Origin of the sequence: Anabaena sp. 90, assembly GCF_000312705.1 — a bacterium.
Lineage (GTDB): Bacteria > Cyanobacteriota > Cyanobacteriia > Cyanobacteriales > Nostocaceae > Dolichospermum > Dolichospermum lemmermannii.
The window spans coordinates 1,686,103-1,712,087 of record NC_019427.1; the positions used below are offsets into that span (position 1 = coordinate 1,686,103).

The following is a 25,985-nucleotide window of genomic DNA, read 5'->3' on the forward strand; positions in this document are numbered from 1 at the left end:
TTCCTATGATTACAAATTAAATGAATATCGGGTAGGTAATGAAAAAAATCTCATTTAATGAGATCACAATTCTAATTTAGAAATTGTCCTAATTGTTAATTCTTGGACATTATTCAACACTATCTTTGCCCCAGCTTGTATTAGGTTCTGTGTATAAGCTTCACATCCTTCTACTGTTTCCTGAACATGGGGAGGTAAAACTCCTACACCTAACCAAGTCCGAGAATTATCTACAGCTTTTGCTTTTTCCACAGTGTGCATATCTGCTACCGTATCACCTACATATACAACTGTTGGTTTTTGATTACTACCATTTTCTAATATATTAATAGTAGCAAAAAGTCCAGTCGGATCTGGTTTACCAGGTGCGTCTTCCATAGCAATTAAAACAGGAGATTGTAAACCCAAACGGTTTTCTAAAATATAGTTAGCACTCAAACGAGTAGCACCACTAAAAAAACCCCAAGCAATACCAGATTTTGTTAATTCTTGAAAATAACTCGGCTGCGCTAATAAAGGTTCATGACAAATATAGCCATTCCAATTTTTGGTATCTGTACCGCGATAACGGCTTTGAAAATAAGTAACTATGTTGGCATAATCTAATTGTATTTCTTGCCGCTGCTGTCCTTGACTGATAAAATGACGGTAAATTAATTCCTGGGAGGCTTCCCAATCGTTATTCCAAATTCCTTCAGATTTGAGGTGATCAATGTCTACAGGTGTGGGACGATAGGCTTGGGTAGTGAAATACTCTACTGTATCGGAGATAGCGCGACGATATGAACCGCTCACGTCACGGATAACCCCGTCTATATCAAATATAACTATTGCTTTTGTGTTTTCGGTCATGGAAGAAATTGGCAAAGGATGATTTATAAAATTCTATAGTAATCCTATTTGATTTTTTCAGCAGCGTCATGCCTCAAAATAAAAGAGATCCCCAGATAAAAAGTAACAATGCTGATATAATAGACCTACAATTTTGATTAAATCAGTGGCAAACAACATAAAAATGGTAACTATCGTTGTCCTGATTAATATCCTTATTTCCCTCATGCTCCTTTATCTAGCTCAACAATTACGAAAAGCAAAAGATACTTTAGCATTTATAACAGATACATTTAATCAATATGAACGTGCTAGTTATGCAGCCCTACATACAGTACCAGATAATATTTATATCGGTAAAGAAAAAATTCGCAATCTCCGATTAGAGAACCAAATACTTAAACAGCAAATTCAACAAATGCGCCAAATTCTTAGTTTGATTCTCTTAGTTAGGCAAATTTCCCAAGGATCATTTTCCTTTCCATCTCTAAAATTGAAAAATCCGAGTAAACTGGGATAGAATCTCCAGAGTTATCAATTATGCTTAAACGTTCTAAGTTCGAGACAACTCAGTCTCAAATCATGCACCGTGCAGAAGAATTAATTAGTGCTGCATCAAATCGCTATCGCATTACGGTACAAGTTGCAAATCGTGCTAAACGGCGACGTTATGAAGATTTTGAAAATAACGAAGATTCCATAATGAAGCCTGTTCTCAGAGCAATTATCGAAATGTCTGATGAATTAAATCAGCCAGAAATTATTGGGGAACTATAAAAGGTAAACTAATCACCGTCATACCTGTAAAGGGTTTGGCGGTATTTTGGATAATGAAGAAAATACTAATTTATTTTGAGTCTTCATGATTAAAATATTTTACTTTACTAGATATGGCGGATAAAAATTTAGAAGCTTTAATCGTCAAAATTGTCAAAAAGGTAATTAGAAAAGAGATCAAAAATCAAAATCAGGATAATTTGCCAATTGTCTTGGCTGATTCTAATTCTCCATTAGATAATTGGCAAAATGCAAATGCTACAGAAGAATTGATTGATGATTTAGAGATTAGTCCTTATACCAGATTACCTGATAAAGAAGATATAGAGCTTGAGCGTAAATTACGAGAACTCAAGTTTAAACAAGAATTGAGAAAAGATTGGATTTCCTTTTTAGTGAAAGATGTAATTGTTTATTCTGCAACTACGATTTTCATTTTTACACTTGCTGGCTTTTATCTATTTCGTATTCCTAGCCATTAGACATCTATGAAATATCAATGTGTATTTTTTGAAATTCTTATAGAGACGTTATTTGGAACATCTCTATTTTAAATTATTTACCGCCTATTATTGATTATTCACTGATTTTAATGGTACTACCGCAGCAGGTAAATGTTTATCCATCCAATTAACTAAATCAGTGATTACCTCAACATAATTAATATCGTAGTGTAAATCATGATAGCCTCCAGGGTACTCAATTCTTAACTTGTCTGGATAGGTAACATTTTGATAAAAAGTTGCACTTCCTGCTGGTAAAGCGATTCTATCAGCACCACCATGTAAAATTAATAGAGGTATTTGCCATTTTTCAGCGTGAGTATGAATCCAATCTACTGTAGTAAAAAACTCTGTAGATAACCTAGCAGTAGCGAGAGTATGGCGTAATTTATCTTGAGTATAGGAATTTAAAATTTTCTGATCTCGTGAACCTGCGCTAAAATCCAAACCAATATTCAAGGAAAAACGCGGCCACACCTGGGAGAGTAACTTACCTAAAACTACACGACTCAGCGGTACTCCTACTTGACCAATACTGGGTGCAAAAGCAATCACACCTGACAACTCAGATTTATTTTGTACATAATGAAGAGTATAATCTAATGCAATCACTCCCCCCATACTATGTCCCAATAGAAAAATTGGGCATCCTGGTTGTTGTTGTTGAATCAAATTGAGGAAACTTTGCAAGTCATTACGAAATTCTGCCCAGGTATTAATATAACCTCTTTGACCAGATGAACGTCCGTGACCACGTAAATCAAAACCATAGATAGCATATTCTTTCGGTAACAAATGCTCAACTATGGTCTTGTAAAGTCCGCTGTGTCCTCCGAGTCCATGGACAATGGCTAAGATTCCTTTAACTTCACCTCCAGGATGCCAGCTTTGGTAATACAAATCAAGTCCACCCACACCTGGAAATTTGCCTTCTTGACGAGATGCAATTGTGTCGCTGTGATCAATCATAAAGTTAATTTTTACTTCCTTCGCCAGTAAGCTACTAGCTCATTAACGTATATTGTAGATAAAATTGCTTCTAACTGTAGGAAGAAATACAGATAATTTCTCTAAAAACTATTATGTATAGAATAGATCCCCGACTTCTTGAAGAAGTCGGGGATCTGGATAAAGTAGTGACTTACATGACAATATTTGATATTGAAATAGATTAATATTAAACATTTAGTAATTAGTTATTGCTCATATTAATTCTTAATGCAGCTTCACAAAATTACCAGATTAAGCCTTTTTTCCTTGAGAAATTAGTTTTATCAGGCTTACATGAAATTGGGATCACTCAATAAAAAAAACAACTAACAAAACTGACAAATTATGAAATTTTCCCTAGCTGCAAATGCTGTGCAAGCGCGTCAAACGAAAGAGAGATTTGCTAAACCAGAAGAACAATTATCCTATGAATTGGGTAAAGCTGTACAGGAATTACCACCGCTTTACACAAGATTATTAGCGGGAACAATGAGTTTTGTGATATTTGGAACAATTTCCTGGGCGCATTTTTCAGAAATTGATGAAGTAGCGACAGCAACAGGAGAATTAATTGCTTCTACTCAAGTTAGACCAGTGACAGCTTTGGGTAATGGTTCTATTTTAGCAGTGAAAGTGAAAGAAGGCGATCGCGTGACTAAAGATCAAATTCTCATTCAACGTGACCCCAATTTTCAACAAACTGATGTTAACCGTCTAGCTAAATCTAGTAAATTAATTGAAGATGATTTACAAAGATTACAAGCTGAACGTTCTGGAGGAAAAACTGCGGGAACAATTTTGCAAGATGAACTTTTAAACTCCCGGTTATTAGACTATAAAGCCAAACAAGCAGCAGCAGCAGCAGAAGCCAAACGTCAACAATCAATACTTAATCAAGCCAAAGTTCGGTTGAGTCGCTTACAAGAAAATTTGGCAAATGCTAAAGTCAGTTTTACCAATGTTCAAAAAAACTTAGAGAATGTCAAAAGTCTCCGTTCTATGTTAGATAATAATTTATCTATTGCTCAACAACGAGAAGAAAATCTTCGTACCTTGGTTGAACCAGGGGCTTTAACGAGAGTTGATTATCTGGATGCTAAAGAAAGATTAAATCGTGCCAATGCAGATATTATCAGAAATTCCGATGAAATTACTAAAAATCAAAATAATTTAACAGAAGCGAAAGATAAAATTGCTTCTTTAGAAAAAGACGCGGCTGCTCAATTTCAAGAAATTAATCAAGCAGAACAGGCTTATCAAACAGCGCGTAATCAAAATATCCGGTTAACCTCAGAACGTCAAAGCGAAATTCTCACCCAAATCAACAAACGCAAAGAAGAATTAACTACTGTTGCTGGTCAATTAGAACAAGCTAGACAACAAAAAGACGGAGAAACTATCAAAGCCCCTGTTGCCGGCACAATTTACAAAATTAAAGCTACCAAAGGTCCAGTCCAATCTGGAGAAGAACTACTATCAATTTTACCAGAAGGAGAAGAAATGCTCCTAGAAGTAAAAGTTCTTAACCGTGATATTGGTTTTATTAACCAGGGAATGAAAGCAAAAGTCAAAATCGCCACTTTTCCCTTTCAAGAATTTGGTGTAGTTGAAGGTGAAGTATTACAAATCAGTCCCAATGCCGTAATTGATAAAGACTTAGGTTTGGTTTTTCCGACAAGGATTAAGTTAAGTAAACATTCTTTGAATGTGCGCGGACAAGAGGTAGAATTTAATCCAGGTATGGCTGCTAATGCCGAAATTGTCACCCGGCAAAAATCAGTTTTGACATTCATTATTGAACCAATTACTCGACGGTTTAGCGAGGCATTTTCTGTGAGATAATTGACTGAAAACAGTAATTAATTTTGAATTTTGTAGGGTGGGCTTCTAGTCTGCCCTATTCAACAAATGTTAAAATCTCTAAATTCTTAATTTAAGGTATTTTTTATCTCCCATACTAGCCATTCTTTCTCTTGTTGTGTCAAAAATGCACCAAATCGAAAATGTCTCTTTTTTTCAAAAGTTTGAATATTTTCTCCATTTTTATCTGAAGAATAGGATCTGACAATATAAAGAATTAGAAGATTAGAAAATTTATAACCCATCATACCATTGAATCCCACACTAATAATATCTGACTTGGGAATTTTTATTTCCGGAATACACCAACCAAGTAACCATATTTCTATGCTGATATAGTCCTGATCAATTTGTAGCAGTGTAGTTGATACAGAATTCATAAAAGAAGTAATGAAAAGAGATAAAGGTTTGGAGAAGATTAGTTTATATAATAATTTTATGACAGGGATGATTAATCCAGGTATCACAAATAATGGGACTAATAATAATGATAGTAATATTAATAATCCCCACCCACCGAGATAATCAACAACTATAATCCAATAAATTAGCACAAAAACACTATAAAAAATTATAGAAAAAAATAAAAATAGAAAACTGTAATTGTTGTAAAAACACCCTGGAGGAATAGTTATAATTAAACTATTCTCCGTTTTACTCAAAACTACATTACTTTTCTTTGGTTGCCGAGGTATGAGTGCTATTTGACCTAATAATGTTGCTAAGGCTGCCTCCGCTGAAGAAAAACGGTCAGCACTGACTGGTTCTAACATTTGTTCTAACCAGTTGGCAAAATCTTTAGAAATATCAACGTAGGGACGAAAATCAATTTTGAGTTGACGCTGTGGTAAATCAGTGGGTGATTTTCCCGTTAACAAAAATAGTAGCGTTGTTCCCAAACCATATAAATCAGTAGATGGAAAAGCTTGTCCACGGAACTGTTCGGGAGCCATATAACCGAAAGTTCCTACTACTGTACTGCCGCCAGTCACAGTATTATGATATGTGTCAGCTACTGCTCCAAAATCTACTAAGAATAACTCCTTTTTATCATGACTTAAAATAATATTTTGTGGCTTAATATCACGATGAATAACTGGCGGTGTTAGAGAATGTAAATAAGTCAAAATTTCTAACATTTGAATAGCTATTTGTTTGATTTTTCCTTCATCAGGAAGCCAACCATTTTCTACTAACGTTGCCAGAGAATTTCCAGGTGCTAATTGTTGAACAATATAAAAGGAACGGTCAGAGTTAGTATCTATTTGAAAATAATCCAAGTAGTGAGGAATTGCTGAATGGTTAAGTTGAGATAGAATTTTTGCTTCTCTTTCAAATAACTCTATCTTTTTCCAGTCACTCATGCGGCGTAATGATAAAACTTTCAGAGCTACTTCTTCGCTGTTTTCTAAGTCAATAGCTGCATAGGTAATCCCAACTCCACCCTGTCCCAATATACGTAGAATGCGATATCGTTGATTGATAATTTCTCCAGCTTGGTGCAATACTTCCATATTTTTGTTTGTGGTATTTCGTTAGATTGATCATTACTTTACAGTTTTGTTCCTCGCACGTTCTATCGCACGTTCTCCTCTTTCTTGCTCTGGAGTGTTACCATTGTGGTTTTTGGCATTGACATCAGCACCCCTAGCGACCAGCAGTTCTACTATGTCTAGTCGGTCTACCAAGTGTAATGGAGTGTTACCATCGTTATTCGTGGAATGGATATCAGCACCCTTAGCAATCAGAAGTTCTACTGTGTCCCTATTATCTTTTTGTGCTGCCAAATGCAGAGGAGTGTTACCATCGTTATTCGTGGAATGGATATCAGCACCCTTAGCAATCAGAAGTTCTACTGTGTCCCTATTATCGTTTTGTGCTGCCAAATGCAGAGGAGTGTTACCATCGTTATTCGTGGAATGGATATCAGCACCTTGCTCAAGCTGCTGTTTTACTATCTCCTTGTTACCTTGTTTTGCTGCTATGTGAAGTATATTCCCGCCAGCAATATCCGTAAATCTAATGCTGCTTAAAATATCCCACTTATATAAATTTAACAGCGTAACAGCAGTAACAGCAGTAATACCAACTCCAATTATTTTTTTCCACTGAAGAGAAATAGAGTCATTCGATTTTACAGTCAGCTTACCCTTACCCTGCAATACTTCCAAAGCATTCTGTGCCGAAGAAAAACGATCTTCTGTATCTGGCTCTAACATTTTCTCTAGCCAGTCGGCAAATTCTTCACTAATCTGCACATGGGGACGGAAATTAATTTTTAATCCATCACTCTCCAAATCTGCGGGGGAGCGGTGTGTTAAAAGAAATAATAAAGTTGCTCCTAAAGCATACAAATCAGTGGCAGGTACAGCTTGTGATCGAAACTGTTCGGGAGCCATATAACCATAAGTTCCTACTACTGTACTTCCACGCATAAAAGTGGTGTAATAGGTATGTTGTACAGCCCCAAAATCTACCAAAAACACCTGCCCATTGTCACCACGAATAATATTATGTGGCTTGATATCTCGATGAACGACAGGAGGCTTGAGGGAGTGCAAATACACTAAAATTTCTAATATTTGGATAGCAATGCGCCGCACCTCATCTTCACTGGTGCGCCACCCACTCTCTACCAACCCCGCCAGTGTCTTACCTTCTGCCAGTTGCTGGGCAATGTAAAAATAACGGTCTTCGGGGGTTTCTACTTGAAAATATCCCAAATATTGAGGAATACCTGGATGATTGAGTTCGGAGAGAATTTTTGCTTCTCGCTCAAACAATTCCATCATTTTCCAGTCAGTCATTCGGTGGAGCGATAAGGCTTTGAGAGCCACTTGTTTAGTGCTTTCTAACTCTTCAGCAAGGTATGTTGTCCCACTTCCACCTTGTCCCAAGGTATCTAGAATGCGATACTGATGGGCAATGATGTCTTCTTTTTGGTGCAGCAGTTCCATTCAGCTTCAATTTTGGGTTGAGGGTATTGATAAGTATATACAATAATACATTTGTGGATTCCGGTTTTCTTACTCGCCCTTGTTTAGCAGTTATGGATAAACAAAAATTTAAAAAACTACTTATTGGTGATTTAACCTGGAAGCGAATGTTAAAATCTCTAATTTTTATTTACGCATTTTTTGCTGTCTATGTTTATTTTCGTGCTGACAGCATGATTTTTGTGCCTCAACCATCTAGTTATCAAGATAATCAAGATATTCTCAAAATAAAAACTGGAGATGATAAAAATATTTCGGCAATTTATTTACGAAATCCTCAAGCTAAATACACTATTCTTTATGCTCATGGTAATGCTGAAGATTTGGGATATATTAAATCACGGTTAGAAAAAATCCGAGATTTGGGTTTTAGTGTCTTTGCTTATGATTATCGGGGTTATGGAACAAGTGAAGGAACTCCTACAGAAAAAGCTGCTTATCAAGACATTAATACTGCTTACAATTATTTAACTCAAACTTTAAAAGTTCCTCCCCAAAAAATTATAGTATTTGGGCGTTCCATTGGTGGTGGTTCAGCCGTAGATTTAGCATCAAAAAAACCTGTAGGTGGGTTAATAGTTGAAAGTAGCTTTACTTCGATTTTTCGGGTAGTTGTTCCTGTGCCACTTTTACCTTTTGATAAGTTTACGAATCTGGCAAAAATCAAAAAAGTCAAATGTCCAGTTTTGATCATTCATGGTAAAACTGACGAAATTATTCCTTTTAGTCATGGAGAAAAATTATTTGCTGCTGTATCATCTCCCAAACTTTCTTTTTGGGTAGAAAAAGCCAGCCATAATGATTTATCTTTTGTTGCGGGAGAAAAGTATTGGGAAATATTAAAAAAGTTTGCTGATTTAGTTGAGAAAAATCCTACCAAGTAGGTTGGGTTCAGCGACAGCGCAACCCAACAAAAGAATTGATAATGACAATGTTGGGTAACATACGTCAACCCAACCTACTCAATTAGGAAATCCAAATACCGTGGAATCCATAGGGTACACGTTGAGGAATCATTACCCGCGCTATCGGTTCGCTGGTGATATCTTGCGCGTTGATAACTACGAGTTCTGATGTTTGGGAATTTTCATCATAAATAAATGTTACCAGCCATCCTTTGTCTTCTACTGTAGAATTAGGATCTGGTGCAAATACTGCTTCTCCCCCATAACGATTTTTGCCAAATTCATGGGTTTGGGATTTACCATTTTCAAAATCGTATTTGATTAGACCATCAAATAAGGGATTTGGATTATTTGCCATTTTTCCCACATAGCCATATTGGGTTTTTCTTCCTAACAGTTTTTCATTGACACGGGGAAATTCTCCCGGTACATCATCTAGTTGTTCTTCTGTAACTACACCTGTGCTAAGGTTAAAACGCCAACGGTGTAAAAAAGGAATGTCTCCTTTGGGATCACTGTGTGTATCCTGGGAAATCAGGACATTAGTGGAATTCATGCGACAAGCAATCAGTAGCACTTCGTCTCCGGCTTCATAAGCATTGAGGGTGTGGAAGACATAGCAAGGAGGACATTCAAACCAGCGAATATTGCTGCTGTCACCATGACGAGGCATTATACCAAACCGACTGGGGCGATCGCTCTCAAACATCATCATCGGTTCTCCCCGCATCATTCGTTCCGCACTAAATGTCAGGGGTAAATCCATGAAAATGGTATAATTTTCCGTAATGGCGAAATCGTGCATCATTACCGCTGTGGGTATTTCTATGGGTACTGTTCGTAATAACTCACCTTGGGCGGAAACTACGCCATATTGTAGATAAGGTGGTCTAAAACCGTAACCAAAAAACATCATTTCCCCCGTAACTGGATCTACCTTGGGATGGGCGGTAAAGGCGGAAATTAGTTTACCATTATAGGTATGTTCCCCAATAGTCGCTAAGTCAGCAGTGTTGATGTGATGAGGCGCACCTCCTTCCCATAATGCTAAAAGCTGTTGATTGTGCCATACGAGGGCTGTATTAGCGGTATTTTTCCCCGGTCCGTGGGGGTTGTCCATTTGCGGTGGTTCTAAAAGTCCACTCCACACAGCTTTACCAGCTTCATGTTCAATATTCCAGCCCCTAGTTCTCACATAGCGATTGTGATAAGTGGCTTTACCGTCGTTGATTTGTACACCATGTAACATTCCATCGCCATCAAACCAGTGATATTGACCAATGGGACTCCATTGTGGGTTCGGTCCATTGCGGACAAACATCCCTGATAATTCTGGAGGGATTTCTCCGATAACTTCCAAGTTGTCAGTGCTGACTTCTGTGTTTATGGGGGCAAAATTGCCTGCTAAATAAGGATTTACTGCGGTTGAGGCTATGGTCATAGTCAGTGAGCTAGATAAAGATACTGTACTTAATATAATTATGGTTTGCGATTTGTGCTAGGGAAGACAATTTTTATCATTTCCATAAATATGCAATAATTAATGTATCTCTTCTCTAAAAGAGAATGGTGTTGCTAATCAAATATATGAATATGCCTCACGCAAAGGCGCAAAGGCGCAAAGAATAAAGGTTGCAAAGGTTAAATTTACCAATTTCATATTTCAATTTAGCAACGCTAAGAAAATTTCCATCAAAGTCAAAATAATCTATTAATCATAACTGTAAACAATGCAAGTAGAATCACAAGTCTCTAATATTGATAATAATATTTTTACTGATTTCGGTGGGGTAATGATTCCTCAAGCACCGGATGGGTTTAAATCAGGTTTTATTGGCATTATCGGTCGGACTAATGTGGGTAAATCCACTTTAATGAATGAATTAGTCGGACAAAAAATAGCCATTACTTCCCCAGTATCCCAAACTACTCGCAATCGGTTAAAGGGGATTGTAACTACAGAAACAGCCCAGTTAATTTTTGTAGATACACCGGGTATTCACAAACCCCATCATCAATTGGGAGAAGTGCTGGTAAAAAATGCGAAAATTGCCATTGAATCGGTAGATGTGATATTATTTGTAGTTGATGGCACTGTTGCTTGTGGTCCAGGCGATCGCTATGTGGCAGAACTACTAATTAATAGTCGAACACCTGTAATTCTGGGGATTAATAAAATTGATGAACAACCAGAAGATTATCAAAAAATAGATGATAGTTATATTCAATTAGCTAATAGCTATCAATGGCAAAGTGTGAAATTTTCTGCTAAAACTGGAGCGGAATTATCGCAACTCCAAGATTTATTAATTAGTCATCTCGAACCAGGACCATTTTACTATCCACCCGATTTAGTTACAGACCAACCAGAACGGTTTATCATGGGTGAATTAATTCGAGAACAAATATTATTATTAACCCGTCAAGAAGTTCCCCACTCCGTAGCCATAGGCATTGATTTAGTCGAAGAAAGCCCAAAAATTACCCGTGTTCTCGCCACCATCCATGTTGAGAGAGATTCTCAAAAAGGTATTCTTATTGGTAAAGGTGGAACAATGCTCAAATCTATTGGTAGTGAAGCTAGACAACAAATTCAAAAGCTAATTGCTGGGAAAGTTTATCTAGAATTATTTGTCAAAGTTCAACCTAAATGGCGACATTCACGAGTGCGGTTAGCAGAACTGGGTTATCGGGTAGAAGAATAATAAATAGGGGTAAATTATGCCTTTGATTAGTCTCATTGCTGCCATTTCTGAAAATCGAATTTTATCAGACTCGACAAAAGAACATATTCATGCGGGTATTCCTTGGAATATTCCCAGTGATGAACTTTATTATCGGGAAACTATCCGACGACATCCTGTCATTATCGGGCGCAAAAGTTATGCCACTTTTAATAAACCAATTCGTAATTGTACAACTATCATTCTTACCAGAGACACCAATTTTCAAGCCTTTGGTTGTGTAGTTTTGCATTCATTACCAGAAGCAATTGCATGGGCGAAAATGAGTGAAACAGAAGAAATATTTATCGCTGGTGGTGGACAGATTTACACTGAAGCAATCAAATTGGCCGATAAACTTTATTTAACCATTGTTGAAGGTAATTTTGTGGGAGACATATACTTTCCTGAATTTGCCGATTTTGGAAAAGTCACCAAAGAGAAGAAAATGCAGGAAAATGGCTTTAAGTTTAATTTTGTGGAAATTGAAAAGTGCGTTAATTAGGTAACGCCACCTTCAATAATTGGCTAAGTAATGGGACACAATTAATACACAACTGATTTTTATGTTCCCCGTTCCCCGTTCGCCGTTCGCCGTTCCCCGTTCCCCGTTCCCTGTTCAATTTATTGTAATTTCAAAAATCTATCCAAAGCTGCTACCATACTTGGTGGCCAGCGACGGATATTCGTTACCCAATTCATATCCTTATAACGGGTATCTAGTCCATAAGCAGCTACCCAATTACTTTCTGCCTCTCCCTTATTTCCCCTCACCCAATAAGCGGCTGTTAAAGCGGCACGCATATCAGCAAATCGAGGATATTTACGGACTATATTCCGCATCTCGCGGATAGCTTTATCTGATTGACTGGTTTCATATAAAGCCAGGGCATAATTAGCTCTAGCAAAGGCAAAATTGGGGGTAATTTCTGTGGCTTTTTGGAAATCTAAAATCGCTTCTTGCCATTTCCCTAAACCTGTTTTAGCATTACCACGATTATTATAAGCCATAGCATCTTGAGGATCTAATTCTAATACACGATTATAATCAGCGATCGCTTCATCCCATCTTCCCAAACCTTCTAATGCTGTTCCCCGATTCAAATAAGGGTCTGTCACATTGGGAGCAAGTTTTATAGCTTGGTTATAGTCTGTCAATGCGGATTGTAACTTATTTTGACTGACACGAGAATTACCGCGATTACTCCATGCGCCCGCATTGGTAGGAAATTTTTCAATAATTTCTGTCCAATAAGCCTCCGCTTTCACAAAATCACCCTGATTTGTGGCTGCAAAAGCCTTAGTCGCTAATTCATCCCCTGCTTGCAACTCCTCGGCGGTAATGGGTTGAGATTCTGCCATAACTGGTGTATTCCAGCCAAAAACCAGCAACAGACTCAGGAAAATACCAATTAGTTTAATCATAAGAACACCCGGTAAGTGGGAAACTCAGCGTCTTTAGACCTGAGAGGGAAACGACACGAGCGGTTTTAACCGCTGTGGATATTAAAATTGAAACCAGATTTTTGATTGGAATCTGGAAACCAACTCCCATTTCTGGGGTAATGTTAGCTTCGACCTGTTATAAGAGCTTGCTTGAGCTTGCAACACTGTTCCAGTGACCTTAGAACTGTTTAATCACAAGCGACAGAGCAGGGAACTAGCTTCGCATTCCGGGGTGTCGTGACTCAAACAACGGCTACCATGAGAGTAAACTCAGGGTGGTCTGGTCAGTACGGCTTGCTTGATTACTCTTGCAAGCCCAGTCCCTTTAGGGCTGGGTTACTGACCTAACTCTGACGTGATATGCAACAAAATTAATGATATAGCAGATCACGAAACTCAGATTAAAAGAGGGTTTTACTCATTCTTCCCTCTTCCTTCTGACTCCTGACTTCTCCGACAACAGAAGATTCCCAAATTTCTTCACTCATTGGTCAATTATTCAAACATTGAGTTAAAATAAGGGGTCGCAAACTTAGTAAGTAAAACCCGGATATTCCCCGGAGGTGTAATTGACCAAGTTCATTTTAAAAATTCTCTGGTTAGACGAAAACGTCGCCCTAGCAGTTGATCAGGTTGTTGGTAAAGGATCTAGCCCCTTAACCAAATACTTTTTTTGGCCCAGAAATGATGCCTGGGAAGAGCTAAAAAAAGAGTTAGAATCCAAACACTGGATTACAGATGTTGATCGGGTGGAGTTACTCAACAAAGCCACAGAAGTGATTAACTACTGGCAAGAAGAAGGCAGAAAACGTCCAATGGCAGAAGCACAGTTGAAATTTCCAGAGGTTGCCTTCACAGGTAGCGCCTGATGATTTTAAGTTGGTAATTGGTAGTTGGTAATTGGTGATTGGTCATGGGTAATTAAGTAAAATTATCACCTATCACCAGTCCCCTTTGCCACAATTTGATTGTCTTGTCCTTACTACCACTGGCAATCAATTTTGCATCATGACTCATAGCAACGCTAGATACTGAGTCTGTATGACCTACAAGACTAGCAATTTCTTTTTTTGTGCTGATTTGCCAAATTTTTACCGTTTTATCCCAACTGCCACTAATCAGCGTTTCTCCGTCAGCACTAAAAGCTACAGCCACCACTGACCAAGAATGACCTGAAAGTGTGCTAATTAATTCACCAGTGCCAACATCCCATAATTTAATTGTATTATCACCGCTACCCGTTGCCAAAATTTGACCATTGGGACTAAAAGCAACTGTTAAAACTGCCCAAGTATGACCGGAAAGAGTTGTTAATAAGTTAAATTTTCCGTCTTCTAATTGCCAGATGCGAACTGTGCGATCATAACTAGCACTTGCTAAAAGTCGTCCTTGGGGACTAAAAGCTACAGCATTTATTTGTAATTTATGCCCAGTTAAAGTATTCAGTCCTAAACCTGTATTCACATCCCAAATTTTAATAGTTTTATCCCAACTTCCACTAGCTAAAATTTGCCCTTGGGGATGAAATGCTAGAGATTTAACAGCGTGTGAATGTCCAGTCAGAAGATGAATTTTTGCTAATGTCTTCACATCCCACAAATTCATAGTTTGATCATCACTAGCTGTGGCTAAAATTGTATCATTGTGATTAAAAATAACTGATGTTATAGCTTGAGTATGTCCGAAAAAATTTGCTATTAATTGCCGATTGTTTAAATCCCATAATTTAATACTTTTATTATCTTCTCCACTGGCTAATATTTTACCATCATGACTTAATGCCACAGTATTAATAGAACTATTGATTTGATTTTCAAGAGGATAGGAAAGTTGCCATAAAGGATGATTAATTGGGGATAATAAAGGCAAATAATGATCTTTAATTCCCAAAGTATAAATAAGTTGATCTGCTGATTGCCAGCGTTCTTGTAAATTATATTTTATAAGTTTATCAAGGGTTTGTCCTAGATGTTCGCTAATTTGATTGGTGAGATAATCTCGCCATATCCAGCTATTATTAGTAATATCAAATAATTCAAAAGGTGGTATTTGAGTTAGTAGATAAATACAAGTTATACCTAAACTATAAAGATCACTGACAAAAACAGCTTTACCTTGTATTTGTTCTGGCGAAATATATTCTGGACTACCAACTAAATCATCTTTAGATTCATTGATATTGACAAATTTCATTGCAGCAAAATCAACTAAAACTAGATTATCTAATAAATCTTGACTTTGATTTACAGTCCGCAAAATAATATTTTTTGGTTGAATATTCTGGTGAATAATTTGATGATCATGAATAAACTTGAGAACTGGTAATAAACTTTTTAAAACTTGCCAAATCTGAGTTTCATTAAAAACACCTTGCTTTGCTAATAAACTAGCTAAATTATCACCTTCAATAAATTCTTGAATTAAATAGTAATATTCATTTTCTTTAAAATGTGTGATTAGGGAAGGAATTTGCGGATGTTTACCTAATTCCGTTAATTTCTCTACCTGATATTGAAAATTTTCCAGTGTTTGATATTGAGATGAAAATTGGTGAATAACACAAGGAATTGGCGGAAATTGACTTTCATCTACAGCAAGAAATGTTTGACAAAATCCCCTTTTACTAATCTGCTTGATTAAATGATAATCTTCTTTAATTAACACAATTTATTTTCTAGATTCCTTTTTCTGTTTCTGGATGATAAAAATAGTTCCCATTGTAATAAGTAGGTGAACGGAAAAAAACCGTAGACGCGAAGCGGCTTCTCGAAGAGTAATATGTAACGAAAAGTAAAATCTCCCAAACCCTCTTGCCTCTTGCCTCTTGCCTTGCCATAGCGACGATTTTCAATGCTAACCTACTTACTCGTTAGGTTAAGGAAATGTAGGTTGGGTTGAGTGATAGCAAAACCCAACATTATCAAGAGTTTTGTTGGGTTTCCTTCTGCCAGCCCAACCTACGACATAACTATTTTTAACCTTAACCTAATCAAAACCATATTTTGATTTTTAAGCTATAATAGACATCTTTAAGCTATAATAGACATTGGGTTTACCACTTCTATGCCTAAAAAAATCAATTTTCAGTCCCGCAAATTTCCTAAAGCTGTAACTTTTTCTTTGTATCTCTTCGGTGTTATGGCTGTTCTGATAGTGTCTTTTCCTTGGCTTTATGAAATCAAAACAAAAGCCGGAATTAATATCTCAAAAAAGTACAATACTGGATCTTTTTTAGAAAAACATACTCATGGACTCTTTAAATGTCAGTGGCTGTATCCGTACCATTGTAAACCTCCCCAAGATTAAACTGTAAGATTAGGGTGGACATTGCCCACCCTACAAATTTAAATCAATTTATCTAAATAGGGCTTGCTGAATAAACCGAAAACCTAGATAGATTAAGAGTTTCCCGGTTAAAAAAGTGAATTAGGTGCAAGGAATAAGGATTGAAACCATTAAAAACCTATCACTTTCTGAAATTTGAGACTATTCTTCTCTCCTTCTAATTCTTCCTCCTGACTCCTGACTCGGTGACTCCTGACTCGGTGACTCCTAGCCCTCACGAAAAGACTTTTTCAGCAAGCCCTAAATAAGGACTGACATCAACCGCTAATTTTTGTCCTAATTTTAGCAATTGACGACATTGAATAGTTTCGGCTTCATTATCAATACTGGTAATTCGTGGCAATATTTGACTGTGTAAACAACTCCAGTAAAGTTCTTGAGAATGGTTTAAATTAATGCCAAGATGTAATTTATGACCAACATCAATCAATCGTTCTAAACGTTGGATATCTGTATCTATTTTGCTATTGGCATCATACAATAATTGCCACAATAACCGGACTATCAATTGTTCTAGAATTTGATTACCATCGGGGATATTTAATTGACAACGGAGATGTTTGGCTTCAGTAGCGATCGCTTCTAATTCTACAATCAGATTCCAGCTTAATTGTAGTTCGCTAATATCTTGTTCTAGGGATTTTAAAGCTGTTAAACAACGATAACCCAAAGCAATCTCCGCTGCTACCTGTAATTCTCGTGGTACTTCCAATTCATCCCGATGAAAGGCCATAATTACACCGTAATTATCCCTATAGGCTTGAGTATATAACTGGTCTAATCGTGCCAGTGTTTCCTGACTCAACAACCGCATAATGCGGTGACGTTCTTCCGCAAATAAAGTTTGCAAACTAAAGGCTTCATCACCAAATAGTTGAGTCATCACCAAAATAACATGAGCGATACTAGCCTGTTGCAAGGCTGCAAACAGCTTTTCTCTGATTTGACTATAGTTACGTCGTCCTTCAAACTTTTGAATACAGCAATGAAAATCCCAACCACCCAAATGCAAAACCGCAAATACTAAATTTTCATTTTCCCAAGTAATATTTGACACTAGCTGCAAATGCCCCACCGCCATAGTTAATGGTCCCAGGCTTTGCTTATGATAATCTAGCTCATGAGCATCATAACAATAAACACGCTGATGATGATTATGAGGGTGTTTATCTGTCTCTTGTCCAGGGGCAGTATTTTGGTGATGATTAAATAGGGAAGTAATGGCGTAATGGGCAGCAACTTGTTTAAAGCCAATTTGGGCAGTTAGCACCAACCGACGATATATCTCAGCCCCATGTTTAAACTCCTCTACATTGCTAGGAGCTAAACCTAAACGTTTAAGAAAATCCTTTTCTAATTGGATACCTGCCACATCTCCGGCTAATTCTAAAGCACGGGAGGCATAACGCAAAATTTGTGTTCCCTCTGGACGGGAAATTTCCTCAAAAAACCAGCCGCAACTGGTAAACATCAGTAAAGAGTGACGCTGCATTTCCAACAAGCGTAAAGCTTCTACCTGTTCAACCGCTTGGAGTTTGCGAGTTTGATGGCGGGACAGAAACCGGTTAATATTAGCGGGAGTGCGATCGCCCATGATATGAACATATTCGTCCCGCGCTTGCCAAGGATCACGAAATAATGTACCGCCATATTCCTCATAAACATCAATTAACTGATCCCGCAGCCAATTTAAAGCATTTCTTAACGGCCGTCGCCATTTTTGATGCCACACGCCTCCTTCACCACCACAACCACAATCATCTTGCCATCTATCCACACCATGGGCGCAACTCCAAGCCGTCACAGACTTGATTTTTACTTCCCAAGAGGGAGGATTTAAACTCAAATAATGGGCAAAATTGGTGACAGTCCAACCATGACGGGGAAACTCACCAATAAAAGCATAGGCTAAAGTCTTTTCTGTGCCTTTTTTGTGATGTCCAAAGGTTTCCCCATCTGTAGCTACAGAAATTAATTGGGACTGACGATGATCCCCGCGAATAGCTGCCCCAATGCGTCCCGCAAAATGATGGGAATTGTAGACAACATCACTAAAACCCATATCCCGCGAAATCGGACCATCATAGAAAAAGATATCAATATAGGCAGTTGATTTGTTTGCAGATTCATCGCTATCTAAATAACAGCGATAAGGACGAGTAGGATCAATCTGATTACCCCCCACCTCATGCCATTGACCACCAGAATCATCTCCTGTGGGGATTAGACGACAACGCTGGGCTTGAGAAGGGGCTAAAATGATAAACTTAATCCCTTCTGCTACCAATGCTTCTAAGGTGGCATAATCTACGGCTGTTTCTGCCAACCACATTCCTTCAGGATCACGGCCAAAGCGAGAATGGAAATCTTCCTTACCCCAGCGAATTTGTGTATGTTTATCCCGTTCATTGGCTAGGGGAAGGATAATGTGATTATAGACTTGAGCGATCGCATTCCCATGACCATTGAGGCGATCGCAGCTTTTAGCATCAGCCTCCAAAATCCGCTGATAAACGGACCCATCGTAGCGTTCTAACCACGACATCAGCGTTGGACCAATGTTAAAGCTCATGTATTCATAATTATTCACAATCTTCACAATTTCACCTCGGTCATTTAAGACTCTAGCAAAGGCATTAGGACGATAGCACTCCCAATGAATGCGCTCATTCCAGTCATGAAAAGGACTAGCACTGGGTTGACGTTCAATCGCATCAAGATAAGGATTTTCTCTAGGAGGTTGATAAAAATGACCATGAACCGTGACATAAACACCCTGAGCAGTTTTCAGGGGATCATGTTCAGGACTGGATTTAGGCTCTTGATCTAATGGTAATATTGAGCCAGAACTACTGGGTTTTTCCGCTGCCAAAGTCATATATTTTTATCCAAATAAATGTGTAATTTTGCAGAATATTCTTACTATATCTACATTTCTACAATTGTTTTCTCATAAAATCAGTTATAAATAACACCTCTAAATTTTAATAGAAGTCAGGAGAAAAAAGGGGAATAATATCGAACCCCAATTACCAATTACCAATCACCATCCTTGACAGATATGATAGGTGTTCAAATGCACATAATGTTTTAGTCCCTGTGCAGATATCCCCTGAACTAAAGGTAAAAATGTCAATCAAGAACATTATTTTCAGCGTGCTGCTGTTGTTTATACCCATATCTCTAACAGCCCACTTTTTAGGATGGGGAGACTTGATAGTTTTCATCACCGCTGCATTAGCTATACTCCCCCTAGCAGCTTGGATGGGTACAGCTACGGAAGAAATAGCTGTAGTTGTTGGACCAGGAATAGGCGGATTTTTAAACGCGACTTTTGGCAATGCCACAGAATTGATTATTGCCTTAGTTGCCCTGAATGCGGGCTTAATTGATGTCGTCAAAGCCAGTATAACTGGATCAATTATCAGTAATTTACTCTTAGTCATGGGTTTATCCATGTTATTAGGCGGAATTCGTTACAAAGAACAAACATTTGAATCAGTTATAGCTCGTGTAAATGCTTCTTCTATGAATTTGGCGGTAATTGCCATTTTGTTACCAACAGCAATGAACTATACCTCCATAGGGATTAGTGAAAAAACCGTACAGAATCTTTCCCTAGCTGTAGCTGTCGTCTTAATTCTAGTTTACGGCTTAACACTGCTATTTTCCATGAAAACTCATGCTTATTTGTATGATGTTGGTGTGGCAGATATTGAAGAGGAAGCAGAAGCAGTTGTCCATAAAAAACCAAATGTTTGGTTATGGAGTGGTGTCCTTTTAGTTTGCACCCTGTTAGTTGCCTTTGAGTCAGAACTACTAGTTGGTTCATTGGAAGTCGCTACATCTCAACTAGGTTTAAGCGCCCTATTTACCGGGGTAATTTTAGTTCCTATTATCGGTAATGCTGCTGAACACGCTACCGCAGTTACCGTAGCCATGAAGAACAAAATGGATTTGGCTATGTCTGTCGCTGTGGGTTCAAGTATGCAAATTGCCCTGTTTGTGGCCCCGGTTTTAGTAATTGCCGGTTGGGTAATTGGCCAACCAATGGATTTAGATTTTAACCCCTTTGAATTAGTCGCTGTTGCTGTATCAGTTTTAATTGCTAATAGCATTAGTTCTGATGGTAAATCTAATTGGTTAGAAGGGACATTACTCCTAGCTGCTTATACTGTCTTGGGTTTTGCCTTCTACTTCCATCCAGTTGCCAACAGTATCGGTTAAAATATCTTACCTGATCAAAAGTCTAAAATTCCCGATCTCATAAATTGGGAATTTTTCTCTTCTACCAAGTCCTAAATATTTTTTTAATGATTTTAACTCCCTTAAGATAGATGAATGAAATCAATAATTCTTATAGTGTCAAATCAGATCATTCTTTTGATATCAACCTATAGATTTATGATACATCAATATCCCTAAATATTTTTTACTATTTGATCATAGTAATTACATATATAGGACTAATATTTGATTTTTCAAAAAACTCAGTGCCAGTTTATATCCGTTCTTCTCTGCTTTTGCCATTTCCCATTTTATAAATAAATACAATTATAAAAGACAATGAATGAAATCGGACTGCTGATGATGGGTGTATTTAATCAGAAATCACTAACTATACCCCATTTTCCATTAAACCAAACCTTGTTTCACCTAGAAAATGGTGTACAGCCAACAAATCATCAATCAAATAAGTTAGTTTCTTCTGCTCAAATTACACCACCAGAATTTATCCACATAAATGAAACTTCCCCAAGTAATCTCTCAATTCTCTCATTCCGACGACACCAAATATTTAAGCAAATCACACAAAAACAGATATCCAGCAGTTCTTTTGAATTAGCTGATGCTGGGAATATCCCTATGACCAATAAAAAAGGTGTTCAATTATCAACAGGATATCGCACAACCCAGAATAAACCTATGCCCGTAATTGGTTTTGGTAATTCAGGCATATCTGTGAAAGTTTTACAAAAATTGTTAATGTCTAATGGTTATGGACTACCTATTGATGGAGTTTTTGGACCAGTTACCGAAACTGCTGTCAAAGCCTTTCAAAATCGTCGAAGTCTATCAACAGATGGTGTGGTTGGTCAAAAAACTTGGTGGGAACTAACAATTTAATTTGTCATTTGTCATTTGTCGTTTGTTAGTTGTCATTTGTCATTTGTCATTTGTCATTTGTCATTTGTCATATAAATCATCTAAATCAAAAGAATCATAGTTAAAGATGATTTCTATCAGTCAAAATTTCATACCCACTATCTGTCACTAATACAGTATGCTCAAACTGAGCAGATAAAGCATTATCAACTGTTACCGCAGTCCATCTATCAGCTAAAATTCTGGTATTTTTAGAACCAGCATTTAAAATTGGTTCAATTGCTAAAGTCATTCCTGAACGCAATTTCACATTCGGTATTTCACGAGTTCGATAGTTAAAAACCGCTGGTTCTTCGTGTAAATTTCTACCCACACCATGACCAGTAAATTGTTCCACCACTGTAAAACCATTGGCTTTGACATGATCTTCAATTGCACCGGCGATTTCCTCCAAATGTACACCAGCTTTTACTTGTTCAATCCCTTTATATAGAGACTCCTCGGCTATTTTAATCAGTCTTGCGGCTTCACTCGTCACACTACCCACAGCGATAGTAATACAGGAATCACCATGAAAACCTTGATAATAAGCACCTGTATCAACTTTTAATACATCTCCTGTGTGAATTACCTTTTTATGGCTAGGAATTCCATGGACAACTTCATTATTAATGCTAGAGCAGATGGAAGCGGGAAACCCATGATATCCTTTAAAGCTAGGAGTTGCATCCATTTCGCGGATGCGTTTTTCCGCATAAGCATCTAAATCGGCCGTGGTCATTCCTGGCTGAACTAGGTCAGAAATTTCCTTGAGAACAGTTGCCACAATCTTCGCTGATTGTCGCATAATTTCGATTTCACGGGTTGATTTAATTTCAATCCCTCCGCGTTGTCGTTTTTCGGGTTTTGGCTGGGCTGGTTGAGAAAGTAAGTTAGCGAAAATATTCATCATGAAGTTTAGGAATTAGGGGTGCTTTTACCGGTTAGCTGTGAAGTTGTTGAGATTTATTGGCAAAAAATATCTATATTTAAGTTAACTTATTTTGCGCTTCTAGAGAAACACAGATATTCATCCTGTAAATCCACAAATCCTGTAAATCCTGATTCTGACAGTGAAAAATGATCACCTAATCACAATTTCTCCTTTCATTCCTGCTTCTGCGTGTCCAGCTATAGTACATCCTAAAGCATATTTACCTGGTTTCATGGGGACAAATACCCATTCTGCTTCTGCACCAGGTTTAAGTTCTAATTCGTGAATATTCCCTTTAATTTCTACATTGCCGGCTTCGACTTTTTGAGTCCAAATTGCATCAGCAAAGTCTTTAGCGGTAAAATAATGTTTTTGTGAGCTAGGATTATTTAACTTGAGATTGTAGCGTTTACCAGAGGTAAATTCTAAATGATTTGGCTCAAATTTTAATTCATTAGCAACATTACCCAAGCTAACTGTAATCTCTATTGGTGGTTGTTTGAGGAGATTACTAGATAGATTCTCTGCTGTTGCTGGAGAAGTACCCATTATTACTATACTCATTAGCAGAGAGAATAAACAAATCAAAAAGTTACTCATGGCTCAATGGATAATTGTCAATCACACCTGTTCCCATTATCCATGAACCACATTCATTTAATCTTTTTATGTGCCAGAATTTGTGGCCCTGCGGTGACAACAACAATTTTATCAGGGTGAAGTAATTCACGAGCGGTTTGATTGACTTGATTGAGATTGACTTGTTCTATTTTGCTGATAAATGAGCGCAATTCTATCTGATTCAACCCGTAAACTTCATTCATCACCATTCTCTGGCTTAACTGTTCGGGATTGGCCAAAGAAATATTATAATTGCTGATTAAATTGCGTTTAGCTGTTTCTACTTCCTGTGCTGTCACACCTTGTTGATGAACTTGCTTCAGGAGGTTGCGGGTACTGGAAATTGCTTTGCGTGCGTCTTCTGGACTGGTTTGCATTTCAATGAGAAATGTACCAACATTCTTACCTGTGATGAAATTGCTATAAATTCCGTAGGTTAGGCCTTGGCGATCGCGCACTTCTGCCCCTAGTCTACTCGATAATGTATCACCGCCGAGAATTTGATTCAAGATCATCGCCGCATAAAATCGTTTATCTTGACGGTTAATGCCGGTGTAACCCATGTAAGTTATCGCTTGGGGTTTACCAGGGACAACAGGATTAACATTAATTACATTTTTTGGCATCCCCACATTGGGATATTTTACCGTTGGTGGTTTGCCGTTTACTTGCCAATTTCCTAATTTTGCTTGAATGAGCGATCGCACTTTGGTAACATCAAAATCGCCGACGATTGCTAAAACTGTGGTATCAGGACGATAATGTTGGGCTTTAAAAGCCATTAGATCTTGACGTTGAATTTGTTCAATACTTTTCGCAGTTGGGAAGGTATGTAATGGGTGTTTTTTCGGATAAATAGACTGCACAAAGATACGATTTGCAACCTTATCAGGATCATCTAAATCTGAATCTAGGGAAGTTAAAGCTTGTTGACGTGAAAGTGCAAACTCTTTTTCTGGGAATGTACTATCTCTAATTACATCCGTCAATGTCCCCAGCAAAACTGGTAAATCCACCGCTAAACTACTACCTTTAATCCGTACACCTTCACGAGAGGCTTCAAAGTCCAAATTTGCGCCTTTTGCATCTAATCCTTGGGCAATAGTTCGCATATCTTTGGTTTTCGTGCCATTCATCAGATTTGCTGCCACTAAAGACGCTAATCCTCCTTGATTATCTGCCTCAAATTCTGTTCCCGCTTTGATATATCCGCTCAAAGTCACTGTTGGTGTAGTTTTGTCTGGTAACAGTAACACGCGTAACCCATTAGCAAGCTGTAACTGTTGGGGGATTTGTCTTTCTGGCGTTTTGGGTAATATATCTAGAGGTGGTAAATACTTCTTGACTTCCGCTGGAACTACAGCCACATCAACAGCAAAATTATCTTCTGTTTGCGTTGAGTAAGATGAACTTTGGTTAGTTTCTGCTTGCTGAGTAGGTTCAAAAAATCCGACTTTTCGGGCTGCTGGTTGTAGATATTTATTGATGACATTCATCACATCAGCAACTTGGACTTTCCGAATATTTACTAAGTGCTTTTCTGTATATTGATAATTATCCGTCGTGATTTGATCATTACCCAATTGCATAGCTTGATTGGTAATATCACGGTTATTTAAAATAACTGAAGCTGTTAATTGAGTTTTTGCTCTTTCTATCTGTTCTTCTGTCACAGCGACTTTGGCAAGTTTTCCTAACGCCTTTATTACCGCTGCATCAATTTTATTTAAGTCCTGATTTCCTGAACCTGTTACTAATATTTCATACCAACCACCCCCACGTAAACTAGCAACATTTCCCGAAACATTATTAGCTAAACCCGATTCTACTAATTCCTGATACAAGTAAGCATTTTTACCCGCAGTCAAGATATAATCCATAACTTCCAAAGCGGGAATATCTGGTTGATTGATTTGGGGAAGTGGGTAAATTAGTTGGAGTAATGGATTTCCCCCCGGTTCTTGTAATTTAATTGCAGGTGCAGGAGTAGCGGCAGGTAATGGAGTTATGAGATGATGGGGTGAATATTGGCGTTTGGGGATTTTCCCGAACACAGTTTGCACAGTTTTCAAAGTTGGTGCGGTGTCAAAATCTCCCGCAATTACCAAAACAGCATTGTCAGGACTATAGAATTTTTGATAATATTCTCGCACTTGCTCAACTGTGAATTTCTCCACATCAGCCTTAGTTCCCCCAATAGGTAATCCATAGGGATGATCTGGAAAAACAGACAGCATCACAGCGCGATTTAAACGATATTCGGGGCTATTTTCATAACCTTGTAATTCAGAAATAACTACTCGCTTCTCACTAGCTAACTGTTGAGGATCAATCAGCGAGTTTTTCATTCTATCTGCTTCTAGCGTCAACAGAGCCGTGAGTTTATCCCGTTCCGCAGTATTGTAATATGCGGTTTGGTCATAACTGGTAAAAGCATTAGAATCACTGCCCAAAGCACTAAATAACCGCCCAAATTGGATAGGACGATTGCTAGTACCTTTAAACATGATATGTTCTAATTGATGGGCAATACCATTTACCCCAGATGCTTCCTGACCTGATCCAAATTTGTACCATAATTGCACTGTCACCACAGGAGCATTATGAACCTCCTTAGTGATCACAGTTAAACCATTATCAAGGACTGTTTTATGAACATTTGCTGTAATAGCGAGATTTGGTGTTTCTTTAGCGACTAATGTTTTCTGAGATTTTTCTGGGTTGGAGTTGTGGGAAGAGGTGGAAAAATCCGCCCTTTCTCCGCTAAAAGCAGCATCTTGATTTAACACAAAAACGGCTATGATCCAGATACTCAAGATGACTAAAGAAAAGCGATGTCGTTGGGCGATAGAGAAAAAAGACATATCTTTGGCGAATAGATATATGTAATTTAAGTTACATATATTGAG

At 37.8% G+C, this 25,985-nt stretch carries 21 protein-coding genes; 10 read left to right on the plus strand and 11 right to left on the minus strand.

The features are described 5' to 3' along the window. Window positions 1-63 precede the first annotated feature (63 nt). Window positions 64-852, minus strand: coding sequence for a TIGR01548 family HAD-type hydrolase (locus tag ANA_RS07630; protein WP_015079481.1), 789 nt, complete (start codon window positions 850-852; stop codon window positions 64-66). A 145-nt stretch (window positions 853-997) separates the two neighbouring features. Here ANA_RS07630 and ANA_RS07635 point away from each other — a divergent pair, with 145 nt between their 5' ends. The 3 genes from ANA_RS07635 to ANA_RS26970 all read left to right on the plus strand — a co-directional run bounded on the left by ANA_RS07635 (window position 998) and on the right by ANA_RS26970 (window position 2,090). Further along, window positions 998-1,351, plus strand: coding sequence for a hypothetical protein (locus tag ANA_RS07635; RefSeq protein WP_235081973.1), 354 nt, complete (start codon window positions 998-1,000; stop codon window positions 1,349-1,351). Between the two features lie 20 nt (window positions 1,352-1,371). Next, on the plus strand, window positions 1,372-1,608 hold the full coding sequence (locus tag ANA_RS07640; RefSeq protein ID WP_015079483.1) for a DNA-directed RNA polymerase subunit omega: 237 nt from the start codon (window positions 1,372-1,374) through the stop codon (window positions 1,606-1,608). Window positions 1,609-1,721: 113 nt separating this feature from the next. Beyond that, window positions 1,722-2,090 carry a hypothetical protein gene (locus ANA_RS26970; protein ID WP_015079484.1) on the plus strand — a complete coding sequence of 123 codons (369 nt, stop codon included), beginning with the start codon at window positions 1,722-1,724 and terminating at the stop codon, window positions 2,088-2,090. A gap of 87 nt (window positions 2,091-2,177) precedes the next feature. On the opposite strand, the gene ANA_RS07650 is transcribed toward ANA_RS26970, so the two are convergent. Next, window positions 2,178-3,080, minus strand: coding sequence for an alpha/beta hydrolase (locus ANA_RS07650; RefSeq protein WP_015079485.1), 903 nt, complete (start codon window positions 3,078-3,080; stop codon window positions 2,178-2,180). A gap of 366 nt (window positions 3,081-3,446) precedes the next feature. Between ANA_RS07650 and ANA_RS07655 the strand changes: the two genes are divergently transcribed. Next, the gene (locus ANA_RS07655; RefSeq protein WP_015079486.1) at window positions 3,447-4,943 is read left to right on the plus strand and encodes an HlyD family efflux transporter periplasmic adaptor subunit; all 1,497 of its coding nucleotides are present in this window, start codon (window positions 3,447-3,449) and stop codon (window positions 4,941-4,943) included. An 86-nt stretch (window positions 4,944-5,029) separates the two neighbouring features. Here the strand turns inward: ANA_RS07655 and ANA_RS07660 are convergent, their stop codons facing one another. Both ANA_RS07660 and ANA_RS07665 read right to left on the minus strand, forming a co-directional pair. Continuing rightward, entirely contained in the window at window positions 5,030-6,475 is a 1,446-nt protein-coding gene (locus ANA_RS07660) for a serine/threonine protein kinase (RefSeq protein ID WP_015079487.1), read from the minus strand. A gap of 33 nt (window positions 6,476-6,508) precedes the next feature. Continuing rightward, window positions 6,509-7,918 (minus strand): ankyrin repeat domain-containing protein, encoded by a 1,410-nt coding sequence (locus ANA_RS07665; protein ID WP_015079488.1) that lies wholly within the window; start codon window positions 7,916-7,918, stop codon window positions 6,509-6,511. Between the two features lie 92 nt (window positions 7,919-8,010). On the opposite strand from ANA_RS07665, the gene ANA_RS07670 reads away from it, so the two are divergent. After that, window positions 8,011-8,841, plus strand: coding sequence for an alpha/beta hydrolase (locus ANA_RS07670; protein WP_015079489.1), 831 nt, complete (start codon window positions 8,011-8,013; stop codon window positions 8,839-8,841). An 82-nt stretch (window positions 8,842-8,923) separates the two neighbouring features. Here ANA_RS07670 and ANA_RS07675 read toward each other — a convergent pair whose 3' ends face one another. Beyond that, the gene (locus tag ANA_RS07675) at window positions 8,924-10,303 is read right to left on the minus strand and encodes a carotenoid oxygenase family protein (protein ID WP_015079490.1); all 1,380 of its coding nucleotides are present in this window, start codon (window positions 10,301-10,303) and stop codon (window positions 8,924-8,926) included. A 289-nt stretch (window positions 10,304-10,592) separates the two neighbouring features. Here ANA_RS07675 and era point away from each other — a divergent pair, with 289 nt between their 5' ends. Together era and ANA_RS07685 are read left to right on the plus strand one after the other, a co-directional pair. Further along, window positions 10,593-11,567 carry a GTPase Era gene (gene era, locus ANA_RS07680; RefSeq protein ID WP_015079491.1) on the plus strand — a complete coding sequence of 325 codons (975 nt, stop codon included), beginning with the start codon at window positions 10,593-10,595 and terminating at the stop codon, window positions 11,565-11,567. 16 nt (window positions 11,568-11,583) lie between these two features. Beyond that, the gene (locus tag ANA_RS07685; RefSeq protein ID WP_015079492.1) at window positions 11,584-12,090 is read left to right on the plus strand and encodes a dihydrofolate reductase; all 507 of its coding nucleotides are present in this window, start codon (window positions 11,584-11,586) and stop codon (window positions 12,088-12,090) included. Window positions 12,091-12,209: 119 nt separating this feature from the next. Here ANA_RS07685 and ANA_RS07690 read toward each other — a convergent pair whose 3' ends face one another. After that, window positions 12,210-13,010 carry a tetratricopeptide repeat protein gene (locus ANA_RS07690; protein WP_015079493.1) on the minus strand — a complete coding sequence of 267 codons (801 nt, stop codon included), beginning with the start codon at window positions 13,008-13,010 and terminating at the stop codon, window positions 12,210-12,212. Between the two features lie 590 nt (window positions 13,011-13,600). On the opposite strand from ANA_RS07690, the gene ANA_RS07695 reads away from it, so the two are divergent. After that, entirely contained in the window at window positions 13,601-13,900 is a 300-nt protein-coding gene (locus ANA_RS07695) for a 30S ribosomal protein PSRP-3 (RefSeq protein WP_015079494.1), read from the plus strand. Window positions 13,901-13,952: 52 nt separating this feature from the next. On the opposite strand, the gene ANA_RS07700 is transcribed toward ANA_RS07695, so the two are convergent. Next, window positions 13,953-15,695 (minus strand): WD40 repeat domain-containing serine/threonine-protein kinase, encoded by a 1,743-nt coding sequence (locus ANA_RS07700; RefSeq protein WP_015079495.1) that lies wholly within the window; start codon window positions 15,693-15,695, stop codon window positions 13,953-13,955. Window positions 15,696-16,590: 895 nt separating this feature from the next. Then, window positions 16,591-19,254, minus strand: coding sequence for a DUF3536 domain-containing protein (locus ANA_RS07710; RefSeq protein ID WP_015079497.1), 2,664 nt, complete (start codon window positions 19,252-19,254; stop codon window positions 16,591-16,593). Between the two features lie 251 nt (window positions 19,255-19,505). Here ANA_RS07710 and cax point away from each other — a divergent pair, with 251 nt between their 5' ends. Together cax and ANA_RS07720 are read left to right on the plus strand one after the other, a co-directional pair. Then, entirely contained in the window at window positions 19,506-20,603 is a 1,098-nt protein-coding gene (gene cax, locus ANA_RS07715) for a calcium/proton exchanger (protein ID WP_015079498.1), read from the plus strand. Window positions 20,604-20,942: 339 nt separating this feature from the next. After that, entirely contained in the window at window positions 20,943-21,503 is a 561-nt protein-coding gene (locus ANA_RS07720; RefSeq protein WP_041457820.1) for a peptidoglycan-binding domain-containing protein, read from the plus strand. A 100-nt stretch (window positions 21,504-21,603) separates the two neighbouring features. On the opposite strand, the gene map is transcribed toward ANA_RS07720, so the two are convergent. From map to ANA_RS07735, 3 genes are all read right to left on the minus strand, one after another. Continuing rightward, window positions 21,604-22,431, minus strand: coding sequence for a type I methionyl aminopeptidase (gene map, locus ANA_RS07725; RefSeq protein ID WP_041457822.1), 828 nt, complete (start codon window positions 22,429-22,431; stop codon window positions 21,604-21,606). Window positions 22,432-22,605: 174 nt separating this feature from the next. Beyond that, a complete protein-coding gene (locus ANA_RS07730) occupies window positions 22,606-23,019 on the minus strand; it encodes a cupredoxin domain-containing protein (RefSeq protein ID WP_235081976.1) in 414 nt (137 codons plus the stop codon). Between the two features lie 89 nt (window positions 23,020-23,108). Further along, window positions 23,109-25,940, minus strand: a complete 2,832-nt coding sequence (locus tag ANA_RS07735; RefSeq protein WP_015079502.1) for a M16 family metallopeptidase — start codon at window positions 25,938-25,940, stop codon at window positions 23,109-23,111. Between the last annotated feature and the right edge of the window lie 45 nt (window positions 25,941-25,985).

Excerpts from the sequence above, each read along its gene's own strand:
- ANA_RS07690 (WP_015079493.1), bottom strand. The coding sequence starts at position 13,010 with ATGATTAAACTAATTGGTATTTTCCTGAGTCTGTTGCTGGTTTTTGGC.
- era (WP_015079491.1), top strand. The coding sequence starts at position 10,593 with ATGCAAGTAGAATCACAAGTCTCTAATATTGATAATAATATTTTTACT.
- map (WP_041457822.1), bottom strand. The coding sequence starts at position 22,431 with ATGAATATTTTCGCTAACTTACTTTCTCAACCAGCCCAGCCAAAACCC.
- ANA_RS07710 (WP_015079497.1), bottom strand. The coding sequence starts at position 19,254 with ATGACTTTGGCAGCGGAAAAACCCAGTAGTTCTGGCTCAATATTACCA.
- ANA_RS07655 (WP_015079486.1), top strand. The coding sequence starts at position 3,447 with ATGAAATTTTCCCTAGCTGCAAATGCTGTGCAAGCGCGTCAAACGAAA.
- ANA_RS07640 (WP_015079483.1), top strand. The coding sequence starts at position 1,372 with ATGCTTAAACGTTCTAAGTTCGAGACAACTCAGTCTCAAATCATGCAC.
- ANA_RS07730 (WP_235081976.1), bottom strand. The coding sequence starts at position 23,019 with ATGAGTATAGTAATAATGGGTACTTCTCCAGCAACAGCAGAGAATCTA.
- ANA_RS07675 (WP_015079490.1), bottom strand. The coding sequence starts at position 10,303 with ATGACCATAGCCTCAACCGCAGTAAATCCTTATTTAGCAGGCAATTTT.
- ANA_RS26970 (WP_015079484.1), top strand. The coding sequence starts at position 1,722 with ATGGCGGATAAAAATTTAGAAGCTTTAATCGTCAAAATTGTCAAAAAG.
- ANA_RS07670 (WP_015079489.1), top strand. The coding sequence starts at position 8,011 with ATGGATAAACAAAAATTTAAAAAACTACTTATTGGTGATTTAACCTGG.
- ANA_RS07685 (WP_015079492.1), top strand. The coding sequence starts at position 11,584 with ATGCCTTTGATTAGTCTCATTGCTGCCATTTCTGAAAATCGAATTTTA.
- ANA_RS07660 (WP_015079487.1), bottom strand. The coding sequence starts at position 6,475 with ATGGAAGTATTGCACCAAGCTGGAGAAATTATCAATCAACGATATCGC.
- ANA_RS07735 (WP_015079502.1), bottom strand. The coding sequence starts at position 25,940 with ATGTCTTTTTTCTCTATCGCCCAACGACATCGCTTTTCTTTAGTCATC.
- cax (WP_015079498.1), top strand. The coding sequence starts at position 19,506 with ATGTCAATCAAGAACATTATTTTCAGCGTGCTGCTGTTGTTTATACCC.
- ANA_RS07630 (WP_015079481.1), bottom strand. The coding sequence starts at position 852 with ATGACCGAAAACACAAAAGCAATAGTTATATTTGATATAGACGGGGTT.
- ANA_RS07665 (WP_015079488.1), bottom strand. The coding sequence starts at position 7,918 with ATGGAACTGCTGCACCAAAAAGAAGACATCATTGCCCATCAGTATCGC.
- ANA_RS07720 (WP_041457820.1), top strand. The coding sequence starts at position 20,943 with ATGAATGAAATCGGACTGCTGATGATGGGTGTATTTAATCAGAAATCA.
- ANA_RS07650 (WP_015079485.1), bottom strand. The coding sequence starts at position 3,080 with ATGATTGATCACAGCGACACAATTGCATCTCGTCAAGAAGGCAAATTT.